19 protein-coding genes are annotated in these 18,762 nt (G+C 57.3%); 4 read left to right on the top strand and 15 right to left on the bottom strand.

Features of this window, described 5'->3' with window-relative positions; translation table 11 throughout:
• Positions 1–5: 5 nt before the first annotated feature.
• From lpdA to sdhC, 7 genes are all read right to left on the bottom strand, one after another.
• Positions 6–1,439, bottom strand: coding sequence for a dihydrolipoyl dehydrogenase (gene lpdA / locus I6N98_RS08340; RefSeq protein WP_198571315.1), 1,434 nt, complete (start codon positions 1,437–1,439; stop codon positions 6–8).
• Between the two features lie 90 nt (positions 1,440–1,529).
• Positions 1,530–2,735: a 2-oxoglutarate dehydrogenase complex dihydrolipoyllysine-residue succinyltransferase gene (gene odhB / locus I6N98_RS08335; protein ID WP_198571314.1), complete on the bottom strand. Its 1,206-nt coding sequence runs from the start codon at positions 2,733–2,735 to the stop codon at positions 1,530–1,532.
• A gap of 152 nt (positions 2,736–2,887) precedes the next feature.
• Positions 2,888–5,725, bottom strand: a complete 2,838-nt coding sequence (locus I6N98_RS08330; RefSeq protein WP_198571313.1) for a 2-oxoglutarate dehydrogenase E1 component — start codon at positions 5,723–5,725, stop codon at positions 2,888–2,890.
• Between the two features lie 288 nt (positions 5,726–6,013).
• Entirely contained in the window at positions 6,014–6,730 is a 717-nt protein-coding gene (locus tag I6N98_RS08325) for a succinate dehydrogenase iron-sulfur subunit (RefSeq protein WP_198571312.1), read from the bottom strand.
• 16 nt (positions 6,731–6,746) lie between these two features.
• The gene (sdhA, locus tag I6N98_RS08320; protein ID WP_198571311.1) at positions 6,747–8,519 is read right to left on the bottom strand and encodes a succinate dehydrogenase flavoprotein subunit; all 1,773 of its coding nucleotides are present in this window, start codon (positions 8,517–8,519) and stop codon (positions 6,747–6,749) included.
• A gap of 3 nt (positions 8,520–8,522) precedes the next feature.
• Positions 8,523–8,891 carry a succinate dehydrogenase, hydrophobic membrane anchor protein gene (gene sdhD / locus I6N98_RS08315; protein ID WP_198571310.1) on the bottom strand — a complete coding sequence of 123 codons (369 nt, stop codon included), beginning with the start codon at positions 8,889–8,891 and terminating at the stop codon, positions 8,523–8,525.
• A complete protein-coding gene (gene sdhC / locus I6N98_RS08310; RefSeq protein WP_198571309.1) occupies positions 8,885–9,259 on the bottom strand; it encodes a succinate dehydrogenase, cytochrome b556 subunit in 375 nt (124 codons plus the stop codon). The genes sdhD and sdhC overlap by 7 nt, the downstream gene beginning before the upstream one ends.
• A 624-nt stretch (positions 9,260–9,883) precedes the next feature.
• Between sdhC and I6N98_RS08305 the strand changes: the two genes are divergently transcribed.
• Complete coding sequence (locus I6N98_RS08305) at positions 9,884–11,167, top strand: citrate synthase (protein ID WP_198571308.1); 1,284 nt, start codon at positions 9,884–9,886, stop codon at positions 11,165–11,167.
• A 77-nt stretch (positions 11,168–11,244) separates the two neighbouring features.
• Here the strand turns inward: I6N98_RS08305 and I6N98_RS08300 are convergent, their stop codons facing one another.
• The gene (locus tag I6N98_RS08300) at positions 11,245–11,676 is read right to left on the bottom strand and encodes a hypothetical protein (protein ID WP_232787515.1); all 432 of its coding nucleotides are present in this window, start codon (positions 11,674–11,676) and stop codon (positions 11,245–11,247) included.
• Between the two features lie 110 nt (positions 11,677–11,786).
• Here I6N98_RS08300 and I6N98_RS08295 point away from each other — a divergent pair, with 110 nt between their 5' ends.
• Positions 11,787–12,575: a glucose 1-dehydrogenase gene (locus I6N98_RS08295; protein WP_198571306.1), complete on the top strand. Its 789-nt coding sequence runs from the start codon at positions 11,787–11,789 to the stop codon at positions 12,573–12,575.
• Positions 12,576–12,696: 121 nt separating this feature from the next.
• The gene (locus tag I6N98_RS08290) at positions 12,697–12,930 is read left to right on the top strand and encodes a DUF2789 domain-containing protein (RefSeq protein WP_198571305.1); all 234 of its coding nucleotides are present in this window, start codon (positions 12,697–12,699) and stop codon (positions 12,928–12,930) included.
• 76 nt (positions 12,931–13,006) lie between these two features.
• On the opposite strand, the gene I6N98_RS08285 is transcribed toward I6N98_RS08290, so the two are convergent.
• On the bottom strand, positions 13,007–13,216 hold the full coding sequence (locus I6N98_RS08285; RefSeq protein ID WP_198571304.1) for a type II citrate synthase: 210 nt from the start codon (positions 13,214–13,216) through the stop codon (positions 13,007–13,009).
• Between the two features lie 35 nt (positions 13,217–13,251).
• Positions 13,252–13,599, bottom strand: coding sequence for a hypothetical protein (locus I6N98_RS08280; protein WP_198571303.1), 348 nt, complete (start codon positions 13,597–13,599; stop codon positions 13,252–13,254).
• A gap of 120 nt (positions 13,600–13,719) precedes the next feature.
• On the opposite strand from I6N98_RS08280, the gene I6N98_RS08275 reads away from it, so the two are divergent.
• Positions 13,720–15,003 (top strand): CinA family nicotinamide mononucleotide deamidase-related protein, encoded by a 1,284-nt coding sequence (locus I6N98_RS08275; RefSeq protein WP_198571302.1) that lies wholly within the window; start codon positions 13,720–13,722, stop codon positions 15,001–15,003.
• Here I6N98_RS08275 and I6N98_RS08270 read toward each other — a convergent pair.
• The 5 genes from I6N98_RS08270 to I6N98_RS08250 all read right to left on the bottom strand — a co-directional run bounded on the left by I6N98_RS08270 (position 15,000) and on the right by I6N98_RS08250 (position 18,721).
• Entirely contained in the window at positions 15,000–15,422 is a 423-nt protein-coding gene (locus tag I6N98_RS08270; protein WP_198571301.1) for an SRPBCC family protein, read from the bottom strand. The two genes, I6N98_RS08275 and I6N98_RS08270, sit on opposite strands and share 4 nt — an antisense overlap.
• 149 nt (positions 15,423–15,571) lie before the next feature.
• Complete coding sequence (locus I6N98_RS08265) at positions 15,572–15,964, bottom strand: HIT family protein (protein WP_198571300.1); 393 nt, start codon at positions 15,962–15,964, stop codon at positions 15,572–15,574.
• Between the two features lie 14 nt (positions 15,965–15,978).
• A complete protein-coding gene (locus I6N98_RS08260; protein ID WP_198571299.1) occupies positions 15,979–18,120 on the bottom strand; it encodes a tRNA(Met) cytidine acetyltransferase TmcA in 2,142 nt (713 codons plus the stop codon).
• Positions 18,117–18,416, bottom strand: a complete 300-nt coding sequence (locus I6N98_RS08255; RefSeq protein ID WP_198571298.1) for a hypothetical protein — start codon at positions 18,414–18,416, stop codon at positions 18,117–18,119. The genes I6N98_RS08260 and I6N98_RS08255 overlap by 4 nt, the downstream gene beginning before the upstream one ends.
• Positions 18,416–18,721 carry a DUF2288 domain-containing protein gene (locus I6N98_RS08250; protein WP_198571297.1) on the bottom strand — a complete coding sequence of 102 codons (306 nt, stop codon included), beginning with the start codon at positions 18,719–18,721 and terminating at the stop codon, positions 18,416–18,418. The genes I6N98_RS08255 and I6N98_RS08250 overlap by 1 nt, the downstream gene beginning before the upstream one ends.
• Between the last annotated feature and the right edge of the window lie 41 nt (positions 18,722–18,762).

Genomic DNA, 18,762 nt, shown 5'->3' with positions numbered 1-18,762 from the left:
ATCTGTTACCGCTTTTTGCGGTTGGGGATGTGAATGGCGTGACCGCGCAGGGCGAGAGCCGCTTCTTTCACACCTTCTGAAAGCGTGGGGTGACCGAACATAATCATGCCGATATCTTCGGAGCTGGCCCCAAATTCCATGGCAATAGCCACTTCTTGAAGCAGGTCAGCTGCGCTGGCGCCAATAATGTGGCAGCCCAGCACGCGATCGGTCTCGGCGTGGGCAATGATTTTGACCATACCGCCCGAATCGTTGGCAGCCAGAGCGCGGCCACTGGCAACGAAGGGGAACACGCCCACTTCGTAGGGGATGCGCTCAGACTTGAGCTGCTCTTCATTTTGACCGACCCAGGCCACCTCTGGATGGGTGTAAATCACGCTGGGAACCAAGTCGTAGTTAACGCTGGGTTTCTGGCCGGCAATGCGCTCGGCGACCATGACGCCCTCTTCCATGCCCTTGTGGGCCAGCATCGGGCCACGCACGATGTCGCCCACGGCGTAGACGCCGGAGACATCGGTAGCGCAATGGTCGTCGACGAAGATAAAGCCACGCTCATCCAGGTTGACACCGCAATCCTCGGACAAGAGGTTCGTGCTGCGGGGTTTGCGCCCCACCGCCACGATCACTTTATCGAAGGTCTCTTCGACGTCGTTCTCACCATCGTTGTAGGTAATGGTGACTTTTGTCTTGGTGGTTTTGGAGCCGGTGACTCGACACCCCAGGCGGATATCCAGCCCCTGCTTTTTAAAGACCTTGGCAGCCTCTTTACCGATCTGTTTGTCCACCATGGGCAAAAAGTCTGGCAGTGCTTCGATCACCACCACTTCACTGCCCAGCCGCGACCACACGCTGCCCAGCTCCAGGCCAATGACGCCGGCACCAATGACACCTAGGCGCTTGGGCACAGAGTCGAAGTCCAGTGCGCCTGTCGAGTCGACAATCAGATTTTGATCCACCGGTGCCGGGGGAATATCCACCGGTTGCGAGCCAGCGGCGATGACCACGTTTTCCGCTTCTAGGGTCTCGACACTGCCGTCGGCCTTGGTCACTTCAACTTTCTTGCCGGCGAGCAACTTGCCCACGCCTTCAATGGCGGTGACGCCGTTGGCCTTGAACAAGCCGCCGATGCCGCCAGTCAACTGTGCAACGACCTGATCTTTGCGCTTAATCATCGCCGGCACATCGATCTCAACGCCCTTGGCGGTGATACCGTGGGCAGCGAAGCCCTCTTTTGCCTCATGGTACTTGTAGCTGGTATCCAGCAGAGCCTTGGAGGGAATACAGCCTACGTTCAGGCAGGTGCCGCCGAATGAGGGCTTGTCGGCTTTGTTTTTGTCCCCTTCAATACAGGCAGTGCTAAAACCCAGCTGCGCCGCCCGAATGGCCGCGTGGTATCCCGCGGGACCGGAGCCAATTACTACAACATCGTATTTCGCCATAAAACCTCTTCCTCAATCATTCGCTTTGCGGCACCGGGGTACCGCGACCTCATATCTCGGGTCAGTACTCTCGACCCTACTGGCATTGCCCTAGACTTCGAGCAGGATTCGCGCCGGATCTTCGATGAGGTCTTTAATAGTTACCAGGAACTGCACCGCATCCTTACCGTCGATAAGGCGGTGATCGTAGGACAGCGCCAGGTACATCATGGGCAGAATCTCCACCTGGCCATTGACGGCCATGGGGCGCTCCTGAATTTTGTGCATGCCGAGAATCGCCGTTTGCGGCGGATTCAGGATCGGTGTGGACAACAGTGAGCCGAACACGCCGCCGTTGGTGATGGTAAAGGTACCACCGGTCATTTCTTCAATGCCCAGCTTGCCGTCCCGGGCGCGCAGACCGTAGTCACGGACTTTGTCTTCGATTTTGGCCAGGCTCATGGTATCGGCATCCCGCAGGATAGGCACTACCAAGCCTTTGTCGGTGGACACCGCAACGCCTACATCCTGATAGCCGTGGTAGACGATGTCGTCACCATCGATGGAGGCATTCACGGCCGGAAAACGCTTCAAGGCCTCACAGGCCGCCTTCACAAACAAGCCCATAAAGCCCAAACGGGTGCCGTTGTGGGTCTTCTCGAACAAGTCTTTGTACTGTTTGCGCATATCCATCATCGGCTTCATGTTGACCTCGTTGAAGGTGGTCAACATGGCCGTGCCCTGGCTGGCATCCAGCAGGCGCTCGGCAATACGCTTGCGCAAACGTGTCATGGGTACGCGCTTTTCGACCCGCTCGCCGGCTGGCACATCAACCTCGGCGGCGGGTGCCGGCGCTGCAGCGGGTGCCGGCTTCGCCGCCGGCGCGTCGGCCTTGGCGACGTCTTCTTTGGTAATCAATCCCCCCTTACCCGTGCCGGTGAGGGTCTGGGGATCGATGCCCTTTTCCTCGGCCATCTTGCGGGCGGCAGGAGAAATTTTCAGATCAGCGCTCGCTTTGGGCGCAGGCTCGGCCTCCGCAGCGTCATCACTGCTTGCAGGAGCTGAAGCAGACGCTGCGGCACCCTCTTCAAAAAGGGCAACCGGCTCATCACTAAGCACCGTATCGCCCTCTTGCTTAAGAATTTCCTTAAGCACGCCATCGGCGGGTGCCACAACTTCCAATACCACTTTGTCTGTTTCGATATCCACCAGCGGCTCGTCTCGGGTTACCGCCTCACCAACCTGCTTGTGCCAGGTGGCGACGGAGCCGTCCGCTACGGATTCCGGAAAGGTTGGCGCTTTGATTTCGGTGCTCATGTGTTTTCCTGTAGTGCTCAATGCGACGAAATGTTCAGTGATTCTGCACGCTTATTTGGTATTTCTGTATTGGACCTATTTACTAGTCGAGATCGTTTACTAGTCGAGATCGGTCACCGAGCCGGTCGATGACATCGACCAGCCTCTCAGCGTTACAGTTTTAGGGCCTGGGCGATGAATTTTTTCTGCTGTTCGACGTGCAGGGCGGTATAGCCCGCCGCCGGCGATGCAGAGGGCTCCCGCCCTTCATAGCCTAGCAATAAATTCTTCTCGGGTTTGAAGCTGCGAATAACCCGCGCCATCCGGTGCCGGCTGTTGTACCAGGCGCCCTGGTTACGGGGTTCTTCCTGACACCAAACCACTTTCTTGAGATTGGGGTACTGGGCAATCACCGCACGCAGATCGTCATAGGGGAAGGGATAAAGCTGCTCCAGCCTGACGATGGCGATGGAATCCTTGCCGTGCTCCCGGCGAGCTTCGCGGAGGTCGTAGTAGACCTTGCCGCTACACAGGATCAGCCGGGTGACCTTGCTCTTATCGATGTCATCGGTTTCATCCAGCACACTGTGGAATTGGCCATCGCTGAGCTCTTCCAGCGTAGACACCGCTTCTTTGTGACGCAGCAGACTCTTGGGCGACATCACCACCAGCGGGCGGCGCAGTGGTCGAATTACCTGGCGCCGCAGCATGTGGTAGACCTGTGCCGGCGTCGAGGGCACACACACCTGAATGTTGTGCTCGGCACACAATTGAAGGAAACGCTCCAAACGCGCCGAGGAGTGCTCGGGCCCCTGCCCTTCATAGCCATGGGGCAACAGCATGGTAAGCCCACAGAGTCGGCCCCACTTCAATTCTCCACTGCTGATAAACTGGTCCACCACCACCTGGGCACCATTGGCAAAGTCACCAAACTGGGCTTCCCAAATCACCAGGTAATTGGGCTGGGTGGTCGCATAGCCGTATTCAAACGCCAATACGGCCTCTTCCGACAACAGCGAATCATAGATCGCAAACGGCGCCTGATCTTCAGCGACATTCTGTAGCGGTACGTAGCGACTGCCATCGTTTTGATTGTGCAGCACCGCGTGGCGGTGAGAGAACGTGCCGCGTCCTACATCCTGGCCAGTGATGCGCACAGGGTGACCCGCTTTAAGCAGCGTGCCGTAGGCCAAGGTTTCAGCAAAGCCCCAGTTGACCGGCATGGCACCCGCGGCCATCTTGCGACGGTCTTCGTAAATCTTGGCAACCTGGCGCTGAACGCTGACCCCCTCGGGAATCTGGTTCATGGATGCCGCCACATCCTTGAGCACTTTGGCATCCATCGAGGTGTCCCCGGGTACGTCCCAGGCATGCCCCAGATAGGGGGTCCAGTCGACAAACAACGCCGTATTGGGCTGCTTCACCAAGCTCTTGGCCACGTGCTGGCCGTCATCCAGGGCCTGGCGGTATTCCGCAGCCATCTGATCGGCAAAGGCCTTGTCGATAACACCCTCTTCCACCAGATGGTTGACGTAGAGATCGCGAGTGGTTTTGTGCTTGCTGATTTTGCGGTACATCAGCGGCTGGGTGCCCGAGGGCTCGTCGGCCTCGTTGTGGCCGCGACGGCGGTAGCACACCAAATCAATTACCACGTCTTTCTTAAATTCCTGACGGAAATCTGCCGCCAGCTGGGAGACGAACAGTACTGCCTCGGGGTCGTCACCATTGACGTGGAAGATTGGCGCCTGGACCATCTTCGCTACGTCAGTGCAATATTCCGTGGAACGGGCATCTTCCTGCAGGCTGGTGGTAAAACCGACCTGGTTATTGATCACCACGTGGATGGTCCCGCCGGTTTTGTAGGCCCGGGTCTGGGACATCTGGAAGGTTTCCATCACCACGCCCTGACCGGCAAAGGCCGCATCACCGTGGAGTACGATGGGCACAACCGTGTTGCCCTCCGGATCGTTCCGGCGGTCCTGGCGGGCCCGCACCGACCCCTCAACTACCGGAGACACGATTTCCAGGTGGGACGGGTTAAAGGCCAAGGCCAGGTGAACTTCGCCCCCAGAGGTCATTACATTGGAAGAGAAGCCCTGGTGATATTTAACATCGGCAGAGCCCTGGTAGGTCACCTTACCTTCGAATTCGTCAAACAGTTCCGAGGGGTTTTTACCAAGGATATTGACCAGCATATTCAGGCGGCCCCGGTGGGCCATGCCGATCACCATCTCTTTGGCACCGTAGCTACCCGAGCGCTGGATCATCGCGTCCATCATCGGTATCAGGCTTTCACCACCTTCGAGGCCAAAGCGCTTGGTGCCCGGATATTTAGAGCCTAGAGATTTTTCCAGGCCTTCCGCTGCGGTCAGTCTCTCCAGCAAGTGGGTACGCGCTTCCAGGCCGTAGTCCGGCTTGGAGCGCACCCCTTCCATGCGCTGCTGAATCCAGGCCCGCTCCCGGGTATCGACGATGTGCATAAACTCAGCGCCAACGCTGCGGCAATAGGTATCCCGAACCGCCTGGTAGATTTCCCGCAGGGTCGCTTGATCCTTGCCAATATAGAGGCTGCCGGTCTGAAAGGTGGTGTCGAAGTCCGCCTCACTGAGCTGGTGATATTGCAACTCGAGATCGGGCACCCGATGCCGCTCCCACAAACCCAGCGGATCGATCTGCGCTTCCTGGTGGCCGCGTTGACGGTAGGCACTGACCAGCTGAATAACCCGTACCTGCTTGCGTTCGTGGGCACTGACCTCGCTGCTGCCACCACCATTAATCGCACGCACCGGTGCCTTGGCTAGCTGGGCAAAGTGATCGCGGATGGGTGAGTGGGGAATATCGCTAATGGCCGTATCGTTGGCCCGAGGGAGTTGCTGGAAATAATCTCGCCATTCTTCGGGAACGGCGTTGGGATCTGAGAGAAAGGTTTCATACAGCGCTTCGACGTAGGCTGCATTGCCACCGGATATGTGGGAGCTTTTCCATAAAAGCTCCATAGATTCTTTCTGCATTCCTGTCCACCTAATAGCAAGAGGAGCGACGTCGAATGTAGACCGCCCGATAAGGCGGTCTGGCCACATAATTCGCAACGGCTAGTGTACGTTGCGAACTCGACGCCACCACAGGGCAATCCTACCCTGCCTCTCAATACAATGTCTCGTTTGGTGCCGGTAAGCACCGAGTGTATCGTGTTCCGGCGCCCCGTTGTTGTCTCTGCCCGGGGCTACCAAGGGACTTAATACGCGCAGACCTCCATCTGATGTGGAGTTATATTGCCCCGCTAGGCGCGGGGTCTGAGCCTATGTTGCCCTGCTTAGCAACATATTGCGGATATGACCTATCGCCCGGGTGGGGTTAAGACCTTTGGGACACACATTAACGCAATTCTGGATACCGTGGCAGCGGAATACGCTGAAGGGATCGTCCAGATCGCTCAGGCGATCATCTGTCGCCGTATCGCGGCTGTCGGCCAGGAAGCGATAGGCCTGTAGCAAACCGCTGGGGCCGACAAAACGGTCCGGGTTCCACCAGAACGACGGGCAAGCCGTGGAACAGCACGCACACAAGATACACTCGTACAGGCCATCCAGCTTGGCGCGATCTTCAGGTGATTGCAGACGCTCAATAGCCGGTGCCGGCGTGTTGTTGATCAGATACGGCTTGATCTTCTCGTACTGCTGATAGAACAGTGTCATATCCACGATCAAATCGCGAATAACAGGCAGGCCGGGCAAGGGGCGCAGTACCAAGGTGTTGCCACCTTTGCCGTTTTTCAGTGCTTCAGAAATCGGCGTGATACAGGCCAGGCCATTTTTACCGTTGATGTTCATACCGTCGGAGCCACACACCCCTTCGCGGCAGCTGCGGCGATAGGTCAAGGAGGGATCCTGAGCTTTGAGCAGCTCCAGTACATCCAACACCATCAAATCTTTGCCCCCGGTATCGATCTCGACGTCCTGCATAAAGGGCTCTTGATCGACTTCCGGGTTGTAGCGATACAGACTGACTTTCAACATGCTTACATTCCCCCAATCAATACGTACGCACTTTCGGCGCAAAAGCTTCCCGTGTTTTGGGCTCGAAGTTCACCGCCCGCTTGCCGACACGCTTTTCGCCGGGGTAGTACATGGAGTGGCACAACCAGTTTTCGTCGTCGCGATCCTGGTAATCCTCCCGAGCGTGGGCGCCGCGGCTCTCCTTCCGCTCTTCCGCCGCGATGGCGGTAGCCTCTGCCACTTCAAAGAGGTTGTGCAGCTCCAGCGCTTCGATACGCGCTGTGTTGTACGCATTGCTCTTGTCTTCCAGATGCGCGTTGTCAATGCGACCGCGCAGCTCCGCCAGCTTCTTGACGCCTTCCTGCATAAAGTCGCCTTTGCGGAATACGCCAAAGTGATTCTGCATAATGCTTTGCAGCTCAGTACGCAGCGCTGCAACACTTTCGCCACCGGAGCTGTTGTTAACGCGGTTCAAACGCTCCATGGACTGCTCAACATCGGACTCAGATGCGTCGCGCATTTCAACGCCTTCGCGCAGCGCCTTCTCAATGAACAGACCAGAGGCGCGACCGAAGACCACCAGGTCGAGCAGCGAGTTACCACCCAGACGGTTGGCGCCGTGAACAGAAACACAGGCAACCTCACCACAGGCATACAGACCGGGAATAACCTGGTCGTTACCGTTGGCATCAACCGTCAGAGCCTGACCGTGAACGTTGGTGGGAATACCGCCCATCATATAGTGACAGGTGGGGATAACCGGGATCGGCTCTTTCACCGGGTCGGCGTGAGCAAAAGTACGGCTCAACTCACAGATACCGGGCAGACGGCTCTCCAGCACTTCTTCACCCAGGTGATCCAGCTTCAGGTATACGTGGTCGCCGTTGGGACCACAGCCGCGACCCTCAATAATCTCCAGGGTCATGGAACGAGCCACAACGTCGCGCCCGGCCAGGTCTTTGGCGTTGGGGGCATAGCGCTCCATAAAACGCTCGCCATCTTTATTTATCAGGTAGCCGCCTTCGCCGCGACAACCCTCTGTGACCAGAACCCCGGCACCGGCGATACCAGTGGGGTGGAACTGCCACATTTCAATGTCTTGCACAGGGAAACCAGCGCGCAACGCCATACCAACACCGTCACCAGTATTGATGTGGGCGTTGGTGGTAGAGGCGTAGATACGGCCTGCACCGCCGGTGGCAAAAACGGTGGCTTTGGATTTCACATAAACCACTTCACCCGTTTCGATACAGATGGCGATAACACCGACCACTGCACCGTCCTGGTTTTTCACCAGGTCCGTGGCGTACCACTCGTTGAAGAAAACGGTGTTGTTCTTCAAGTTGCCCTGATAAAGAGTGTGCAACAACGCGTGACCGGTCCGGTCCGCTGCTGCGCAGGTACGGGCCGCCTGGCCGCCCTCACCAAAATTCTTGGACTGACCGCCGAATGGACGCTGGTAAATACGGCCCTCTTCGGTACGGGAAAACGGCAGCCCCATATGCTCCAGTTCAAAGACCGCCTCGGGACCAACACTACACATGTATTCGATGGCTTCCTGGTCACCGATGTAGTCAGAGCCCTTGACCGTGTCGTACATGTGCCACTGCCACTGATCATTGGGATCAGCACTGGCAATCGCACAGGTGATGCCACCCTGGGCAGAAACCGTGTGGGAACGCGTTGGGAATACTTTGGATATTACTGCAGTTTTATAGCCAGACTGAGCCAGCTGCAGCGCCGCCCGCATGCCGGCACCGCCGCCACCGACGATGACGCCGTCAAAAGTAATTGTACGAATATTAGACATTGCTTAACCCCACAGAATCTGGATGCCCCACACGAGGTAGGTAAAGAGAAGGATTGCCGACACCGCCTGGAACACCAGACGCAAGAAAGTGCCGCGACCGCCCATCATTCGCTCAGTCAGATAATCTGTGGATACTGCCCACAAACCGATCCACGCGTGCCCGACGACCGACAACACCGCTGCCGTGCTAAATACCCGCATAAATGTGCTATCGAAGAATGACGACCACTGTTGATAGGTCAGCCCATCACCGCAGGCCAGAAGATAACCGGCCACGACGATGAAATAAGCCAACAGCACAACACCGGAAACCCGTTGTACCATCCAGTCAGAGAGGCCACTGCGCCCCAAATTCGTCACTGCCTTTACCATACCCACAACCCCGTCAACACAACCAAAATTGCCGTCGCGGCCAACACCAGTTTAGAACCGGTCTCGCCCCCTTCCATTGACTCACCGATACCGGCGTCCATCACAAGGTGTTTCACCCCTGCTGCGGCGTGGTAGCTCAGGCCCACCAACACAGCCCAGACCACCAACTTGCCCCAAAACGATGACAGGCACTCTTTGGCCTGCTCAAAGCCTTCGGGGCCGCTGAGGCTGGTGCCCAGCAACCAGAACAACACCGCCATACCAGCCGCGAGGAATACGCCGCTGGCACGATGCAAAATTGAGGTATAGGCGGTTATCGGCAGCGAGATGGTGCCAATATCCAGATTTACAGGTCGTTTATCTTTCACGGTATGCCACACTTTTCTCTGGCCCGGAGAACTTACGGGCGGTTTGTCGGAAGTGGATCAAGCGTACCGGGCTCTCCTCCCGGCAGTTCTTCTACAAGGGCATCGACACCAGGTGCTGGGGCGACACTCTGAAGGGGGAAGTACAGTGACTCCTGAAGAAACGCCGCGCATTATAGGAGGAAGTCCAGTTAATTACAAACGCCCTTGCCGACCACCGCTGTCCGATAAAAAACCCCACAATCAAAGGCTTAAACCACTATTTTGCACCAAAATGGCGCCATAGCCCGACAATTTTTCTCTGCCAAATGCACGCCCGAGGGGCTGGCCATGCCTCAGCACAGTTACCAGCCAAAGACAATGTTTCCTAAAGCTGGGGCACCGAGTTAGAATGTAGACAGCGTTGACAAACAGAGTCAGCTCTCTATATTTGTGATCCCCACCTGCGTTGTCACAACTGGCCGACCGCTAATCAGGTCGGCAGCCAGCGACTGCCAGGTAAACTTCCAGAGCAGTGTCCCCTACCTCAGGGAGACGCCCAGCGTGGGCCGGCGCGCTACCGCGAGCCAGGCCAGACGCAGGAATAACAGCCAAAAGCGACGAAGAGACAGATAGGAGCCCGTCATAATGAGCGATAAGAAAGCAAGTCTGAGCATCGATGGAAAAACGCTGGAATTGAATGTGTATTCCGGCACCATTGGCCCAGACGTAGTCGATGTCACCCCGTTGACGGGTAATGGCTACTTCACCTACGACCCCGGTTTTGTATCCACCGCGGCCTGCGAGTCCAAGATCACTTACATCGACGGCAACGAGGGTGTGCTGCTGCACGGCGGCTACCCCATCGAGCAACTGGCCGAGCAATCCGACTACCTGGAAGCCAGCTACGTACTGCTCTACGGTGAACTGCCCAACAAGGAACAGAAAGAAGCTTTCGTCAATAAAGTTCGCATGCACACCATGGTCAACGACCAGATGAGCACCTTCTTCAAAGGCTTCCGCCGGGATGCTCACCCCATGGCCATCATGTGTGGCGTCGTCGGCGCCCTGTCGGCGTTCTATCACGATTCGCTGGACATCAACGACGAGAAGCACCGTGAAATCTCCGCCATCCGCCTGATTGCTAAAATGCCCACCCTGGCGGCAATGACCTACAAATACACTATCGGCCAACCCTTCATGTATCCGCAGAATCATCTGAGCTACTCAGAGAATTTCCTGCACATGATGTTTGGCAATCCCTGTGAGCCCACCAAGGTCAACCCGGTTCTGGCCCGGGCCATGGACACCATCTTCCTGCTGCACGCCGACCACGAACAAAACGCGTCAACGTCGACGGTACGTCTGGCTGGCTCTACTGGCGCCAATCCTTTCGCCTGTATTTCCGCCGGTATCGCCGCGCTGTGGGGACCCTCTCACGGTGGTGCCAACGAAGCCGTGCTGAATATGCTGGAAGAGATCGGGGACGAAGCCAATGTCGATGCCTGCGTGGCCCGCGCCAAAGACAAGAACGACCCCTTCCGTCTGATGGGCTTCGGCCACCGGGTTTACAAAAACTTCGATCCCCGCGCCAAAGTCATGAAGAAGGTTGCCGACGAAGTGCTGGGCGAGCTGGGTATCGACGACCCGCTGCTGAAAGTCGCCAAACGACTGGAGCAAATTGCACTGGAAGACTCCTATTTCATCGAGAAGAAGCTCTACCCCAATGTCGACTTCTATTCCGGCATCATCTTAAAAGCGATCGGCATTCCCACCAGCATGTTCACGGTAATCTTCGCCCTCGGCCGCACGCCGGGCTGGATTGCACACTGGAACGAAATGCACGCCGGCGCCTCTCGTATCGGTCGCCCTCGCCAGCTTTACACTGGCCCCGCCAAGCGCGATTTTGTGCCGCTGGATCAGCGCGACTAAGGGCCTCGCTGACGCGCAACACCTCAAAAAAGGGCTGCCGTTTGGCAGCCCTTTTTTGTTTTTGTGGATAGAGGCGATTAGGGCGTTTTGTACTCGATCCCCATTTCAGCACCGTCCAGCGAATCTCGGTAATTGCCCATGGTTTGCTCGAGGGTCGCATCTTCCTTCAAGCGAATTTTAGGCTTTACCGACAACTTCTTATCGCCGCCATTTTGCGACTCAAACCACCCCTCCATCTGATAGCGGGATACCTCCTCCTCGCTCAAGTCCCGCACATCGATATCATCTTCCGAATAACTTAAATCCAGGGATGGCGGAGTCGAAGATAGCTCCGACTCCGCCTTGTCGTTACTAAGACTAGAAGCAGCCGGTGGCGTTGAGGTTGCCCTCTCCCCCTGCTGCTCAATCGAGGACAATCCGACGCCCTCAGCCTGACTCGATGCCTCGTCCTCACATGCCACCAACATCACGCTCACTATGGCAGCGGCGATTGCTGTCATTCTCACCATAAAGCTCTATCTCTTACCACGGTGTTTCACTACCTCATCCACTTGGTGCATTGACCACAATCTGGCGCAATGGTTTAACACCACTATCGAAATTGACACGAGAAAAATGCATGTCACGTCTAAAGAATAAAATAGCGATAATAACCGGTGCCGCACAAGGTATGGGGGCCGCCACAGCAAGACGCTTTATCGAGGAGGGTGCAACGGTTGTCATCGCCGACATACTCGACGACAAAGGTGAATCACTAGCTGCGTCGCTGGGGGAGCGAGCCCACTACCAGCACTGTGACGTGCGTCGGGAAGCCGACTGGCAAGCGATAGTGAGTTACGCCGAAAGCCTGGGCGGGTTGAACGTGTTGGTAAACAACGCCGGAATTCTCCACGTTGGCGCCATCGCCGACACCGACGGCGAGGCTTATATGAAGGTAGTGAGCATCAACCAGCTTGGCTGCTACCTGGGTATTCGGGCCGCCATGCCCGCTATGAAAAAGGCCGGTGGTGGATCTATTATCAACATCTCTTCCATTGATGGGCTGCAGGCCAAAAACGGCTTGTCCGCCTATGTCTCAACCAAGTGGGCACTGCGGGGATTGAGTAAATCCGCCGCCATTGAACTTGGGCCCTATAATATTCGCGTTAACACCGTACATCCGGGCGGTATATTCACCGCCATGCACAATGTCGACCAGCAAGAAGGCGGCAGCCACAGCGCCCCCAGCGACGCCGACAACGCCTTCTACAGCCACCACCCCCTGCCCCGGGTGGGCTTGCCTGAGGAAGTTGCCAATATGTCGCTGTTTTTGGCTTCCGACGAAAGCAGCTACTCCACTGGCTCGGAGTTTATCGTCGACGGCGGCTGGAACGCCGGTATGCGTCTGGACCTGCTGCCGACATCCTGAAATTCCTGCCCCGGTCGCTATTCAGGGGGTGCTGGCAGGCGGAGCTAATCTGCTCTATATTTGGTGATAAATCCGCCTATCTTGATTCCCTAAACGCCCAGACTGGAGAGCGAGTAACGCAATGGATTTTGGCGAGCACAGCATGAACCGACTTTTTCAACAATTGGGGCTGCCCGATAGCGATAAAGACGTGGAAAGCTTCATCATCCGCCACCGGCCCATCCCCAGGGACTTGGAATTGCACGAAGCGAGTTTTTGGACTAAGTCCCAAGCCAGCTTTCTCAAACAGGCCTTGGACGAAGACGCGGACTGGGCGGAGATCGTCGACGAACTGGATGCCCGCTTGAGGCACTAGCTCTCACCAGCTCTCAACGAAAAGCGAGCCCTTGCCGGCAAACCGGCTGGGCTTTGGTTCATATCGTTGCCAAATGCTAGTGCGGCGTCTCGTCGATACCGATGTAGTCAATCTTTGGGTATGACACCCATTTAAAATCACGCTCGACCCCGCAGATCATGCATTTGTGGGGCACAACACCCGTATCGGGGTCCATGGCGGCGACACTTTTCATCATACCGTGGCCACATTGGTCGCATACGTAGTTGACCTCAATGGGTTTGACCGGACGTTTTATCTCGGGCATTGCGTTTCCTCATTTTGCGGCGCGTATTGCGTCTGTCACGGTTGTGCAGGGGCAGAGCCAGGGGATTGCTGACGCTCATCAAAACTCTGTTTAGCGCGCTCCAGCTCCCGCTCAACGGTATCAATCATTGCCGACCACCCCTGGATCAGGGCTTCATTAGCGTTGTCGATGATGCCTCCCAGAGACGATGATTCCAGCTCCCGCATTTCCTCTCTTGCTTCAAGCAGGTTTTGGTCCAATTCCTCGACCCGTGACGACAGCTGCATCAGCTTGGCATTGACCATGGTGCGATGGGCCTCCGCATCCTTGTATTGCCAGTACTCAAAGGCGGCAACCGCCAGCACAATTACGATAGCTAGAACTGTACCCAACGAGGTTTTCATGCTTCACTCCTCAAGCCAATAACTGTTGCAGATTACACCGATATCGGAGATATCCAAACCAGACTTTAGGCGCAAACGTAGTGCCTTACGACGGGCAAATATAGGCTATAACGATAAGCTATGAAACTGAACGTGTTAACCACCGGCAACGAGTTAATGGCCGGCGATATTATCGATTCCAATTCCGCCATGATGGCGGAAATCTTTGAGCCACTGGGCTGGCGCATCCACAAAAAAGTCACCGTTGGCGACGACTTGCCGCTGCTGTGCCAGGAGATTGATCAGCTCTGCGCCGACGGCGACGTCCTGCTCATCAATGGCGGACTGGGGCCCACCGTCGACGACCTTACTGCAGAAGCGATGGCCCAGGTCTGCGAGCGACCTATACAGGAGCACCCAGAGGCCCTCTCCCACCTCCAGACCTGGTGCCAGCAGCGCAACCAAAGTCTGAGCAAGGCCAATTTAAAGCAGACCCGCCTGCCCGCCGATTGCGCCATCATCGCCAACGGTCGTGGCAGTGCCGTGGGCATCCGCATGGAGCACCGCGGTTGCTTGATGCTAGCCACTCCTGGCGTGCCCAGTGAACTCAAACAGATGCTCAGTGAGGAAATCGTACCGCTATTGCGAGGGCGCTTTGTCTCTGACCATATCCGCACTCTGCGCCTGGGGGTATTCGGCCTGGGTGAATCCACGGTTCAGGAACGCCTCAGCGATGCGATCCCCGATTGGCCCGCCGACATTGAACTGGGCTTCCGGGCATCGATGCCAGTGCTGGAAGTGAAACTCACGGCCCGGGGAGAGCATTTAGGCGACAAGCTAAGCCAGTGCCGCCGACAAGTTGAAGATGCTCTGTGCCACCATGTTATCGGCGAGCTGCCGACATCGCTGCCCGGGGCGCTGATTGAGGCGTGTCGGCAGCACCAGCTATCGGTGTGCGCCGCCGAATCCTGCACCGGCGGCCTGATAGCCTCCCAACTTACCAGCGTCCCCGGCGCTTCCGATGTTTTTCCCGGTGGCATCGTCAGCTACTCCAACGGCCTTAAAAAGGCCCTGTTGGGGGTATCAGCGTCGGATTTGGAGCAGGCCGGCGCCGTCAGTGAAACCGTAGCGCGACAGATGCTATCCGGCGCGTTAAAGGCCTGTGGGGCCGATATCGGCGTGGCGGTAACCGGTATCGCCGGTCCCGGTGGCGGCAGTCCCGACAAGCCTGTAGGCACAGTGTGGATAGCCTGGGGCAGCCACAGTGCCATGCAAAGCCAGCGCTTGGTTTTCCCCTTCGAGCGCGCTGCGTTTCAGCAGTGGGTCAGCGCCCTGGCTCTGGACCTGTTGCGGCGCCACGTTGTTGGCGTGGATGAATTCCCTCAGCTTATGCAGCGTTTTTGCCAGCCGGCTTCCAGTGATTAGCGCGCGTCCATATGGGCCTGCAGCCAGTCGAACAGCATATCGTAGGTGCTGACGATAGCGGCGGCTGCCTCCTCCTCTGAGACGCCCTCGGCATTGGCGCGCCCTATCCAGCGAACTTCGCAGCGATTGTCGTCCAGAGCGACCACTTTTGCCTCCGCAGAGTAGTTACTCACCGGCAGCGGAATCCCCCGGGGGATATCATAGGAAAACCACATCGCCTCGCTGTCCACAGCGGTCAGCTGTTCATCGATCGGATCCATGCCGGGCATAAACAAGCGCCGAATCATGCCAACCCCTTCGCCAATGAGCTCTATGCGCTCCACGCCCTCGGTCCAATCCAAATTACCGAATTCTTCCAGTACAGCCCAAACGGCACTGGCCGGGTGATCAAATTGACGCTGCTGTTTCGCTTCTACCATTGCTCTCGACTCCCATTATTATCGAGTTACATCATTAGCGAGTTATGTCGAGGGCGTAGCATGCGCGAGGACGCACAAGGGCGCGTCACCCATTTGGGCTAAGCTGCCTTTGTGCGGAGGGAATGGCTAAACAGAGTTTGGCAGAACGTTTAGGCGAGGGCTTCCCGTATGCGGGTCGCTTCCGCCGCCAACTGCTCGGCACTGGCGCCTTTGGCATTGCCAAAGAAGCAGTCGGTCATGTCATTGACAGGAACCAAGTGCAGATGGACATGGGGCACCTCCAGACCGACGATCTGTAGGCTAACGCGCTTGCATTGGTAGACCTGTTTTAGGGCCTTGGCAAGGCGTTTGGATACCGTCATCAGGTGATTGCTCAGGGATTCAGAAAGATCGTCCCAGTGATCGACTTCCTGCCGGGGGATCACCAACAGGTGGCCCGGCACAATGGGCTCGATAGTCATAATGGCGACGGCGTGGTCGTCTTGCCAGACAAAATGACCGGGCAATTCACCGGCGATGATTTTGCTAAAAATACTGCTCACGTGGTTACTCCGCGCTAGTTTGGCTGATCGTCAGAATTTGAAACAACAGCTAGCAGTCTAGCAAAAAAGCGCTGTGACACCGACTCCACCTCAGCGCGACCGTCCAAGCCCAATGCCTGTGAAATCTCGCCCCAGGAATGGCCCAACAAGACCCGGCGCAAGCCCGCCTCTCGCTCGAGCTGCGGCCATTGCAGTGTTTGCAGCGGCAAGCGGGAACACAGTCGCCACAACGCGGGTAGCGCATCTAGCTGGCTCACTTCGCCGTCGAGATAGCGCCGCACCACCTGCGGGTCGCCGGGTAGCAATGCATATGGCGGCATGGCCTGTTGCGATGCTGATTCTGATACCGCCTCCGACAGCAACAGTCGCTCCAACACATCGACGCGCAGTGATTTTTTATCTAGCAACTGTAGGGGTGAGTCTCGGCAGAACTGATCGCGATACTGTAGAAACTCTGCGTCCAGCTCCGCAGCGATAGCACGCACCACAATAGCGGAATATTCACCGCTGGCACTGTCCCGTCGATGCCCCAAGCTCACCGGCAAAAACTCACAGTGGCGCCAGAAGTCCAATAGCCCTGCCTCCGCCCCAAAGCTCGAGGAAAGAAAGGCCACCTGCGCTTTTTGAGCAGACGCGTCGACCCGCTTCAACAAGGCCCGCCCCACGCCCCGCCGCCGATGACCGGCGGCAACGGCAATGCGGTTGATTCTCCAACTTTGCTGCTGCACAAAGCGCGGCTCACCCCACTGGTTAGTCAGCCCTTGGGCCACCAGGTGGCCCCGGGGACGGCGACGGGCGCAGCTAATCGCTTCTGCTAATGCCGGCGACATCCCCCCTTCCAACAGCACGTGGCATACACCGATAACCCTGCCGTTGCTCTCGGCAATAAACAGCCGACCGGGCAGATCCAGCAAATACTGCAAGTCCTGAGGCCGGGTCCGATAGTGGGCCTCCACCAGGAGACCAAACACTGCCCGCAAACGGTTTTCATCTTCCAGCAAGGCCTGGGGCGACACCGCCTGTACGCTCATCCCGCCCTCGGGCTCAGCCACCCCACTGTCGGCGTCTAGCAGAAACAGGCGATTAAGGGCCGCTTCCAGTGGGTCCTCCGCCGACCACCGCAGGGGTTCGGTCAAATACTGGCGACGCCACTGGGGCCGCTCGGCCTCCAGAATCGATGTAAAGCGAATGTCAAAGCCACGCCCGCTGCCCTCATAGCCGTGAACCGTTGTGGCATACACCAGACGCGGATAGCGTTGCAGACAATCGTGCAACAAAGACACCGGCAGCATCGCCGCCTCATCCACCATTAGTAAATCGCACTGCACTGCACCGTCCATAAGATCCTGCACAGAACAAAAACATAGCTCGGCGCCGTTCAGCCTCAAGGTCGGGCTACTCGGCTCCTCGACCCCTGCCGCCGCTGCGGCGTGTTTAAATGCCGTAGTTACCGCATCCGCCCGAGCCGCACACAGAACAATACGTCGGCAACGGCCCGCCAGCAGCAACTGGGCAGCGGCAATACCCAGGGCGGCGGTTTTCCCTCTGCCCCGGTCCGAGCGAATTACCAAGGGGCGCCAGGCGCGTCCATTTACCACTCGCTCAATGGCGGCGATTGCCTGTTGTTGCCCGGTGCTGGGTAGCGTAGGTTGCCAGTGGCCGGAAAACTCCGGACAGGGTGGCAGTTCACTCCCCTGCTGCCACCACAGTGCCTCTTTTAATTGTTGCGCCACGGCAATAAAGCGGGAGATAAAGTTGGGCGCTTGCAGACGGTAGCCCCGATCCTTTGCCAAAGAGAGAAAGGCAGCCGGCCAGACAGCCGGCGGCGGGCAAAGCAGGCAGAAAAGCCCACCGGCCCGGAGCGTTCCTGCCGCGGCCAACCAATCATCAAAGGAAAGGCTGGTCCAGGCATCGGCAACAATCAGCGAACGCTCCTGGCCCAGCAGGGTCTTGGCCGGCGCAGGAGGGATGCCGGCCAATGCGTGGTTGGAGAGTATCGCGACGTTTTCTTCAGCCCGCTCGGTGGCAGCAATCAGAGCATGCAGCTGCTGGTAGCACCAATCCCGGTCACCACTTATTAGCAGCAATCCCCGGCAACCGCTGATGGCACCGCGGCGCTGCAGCTGAGCAAACCACGCCCCTACGTCTGCATTCATGTCGACGAGGTACTGGGGTATACCGGCGCGGTTTTCATGTGCAGATGAAGGACAATACGCTCATCCTGTCGGTAGAGCTCGGCGTCCTCCTCAGGGAGGTAGTCAGTGGCGAGGCTGAGCAGCTGTTGGCGTACCTCATCTTGGCTGACCAACTGCAGAGACAGGCCAGCTTCGATAAAGCCCTCCAGCCGATACAACTGCGCAGGCGGAATATCCCAGCCCTCCGACTGATCGCGAAAAAACACTTGCAAACGCTCGCGCAGCTGGCGATGGAATTCCTCGACCAGTTTAGTCATTACTTAGCGCGTTCACTTTGAACTAAGACCCAGGGGGCAACAACAACCGCCCAGACTTCCCGGTCCTCGTCAAACCACTGGCTCGCCTGTGATTCCTCGACTCTGGCGACATCGCCCGCTTCCAGCAGAGCGGCTATCCAAGGGCTGTCGTCTTCAGCAAAGGCTTTGGCAACGTGGATCAGATCCATGTTTTGCCCCACCGCAATCACTGCCCCTTGGGCATAAAAGCGCTGCAGCTCCCGCCAGGGAATTCTGGCGGTTTCGCGGTTGAGTTTAATATCCAGTTCAGAGGGGGCTTGAGTCACGACGCTACCTGTTGCTGTGGGCGTAATGGACGCAAGTCTAT

It is taken from the genome of Spongiibacter nanhainus, assembly GCF_016132545.1.
Taxonomy (GTDB): Bacteria; Pseudomonadota; Gammaproteobacteria; order Pseudomonadales; family Spongiibacteraceae; genus Spongiibacter; species Spongiibacter nanhainus.
This window is presented reverse-complemented; position numbering and strand designations above follow the sequence as displayed.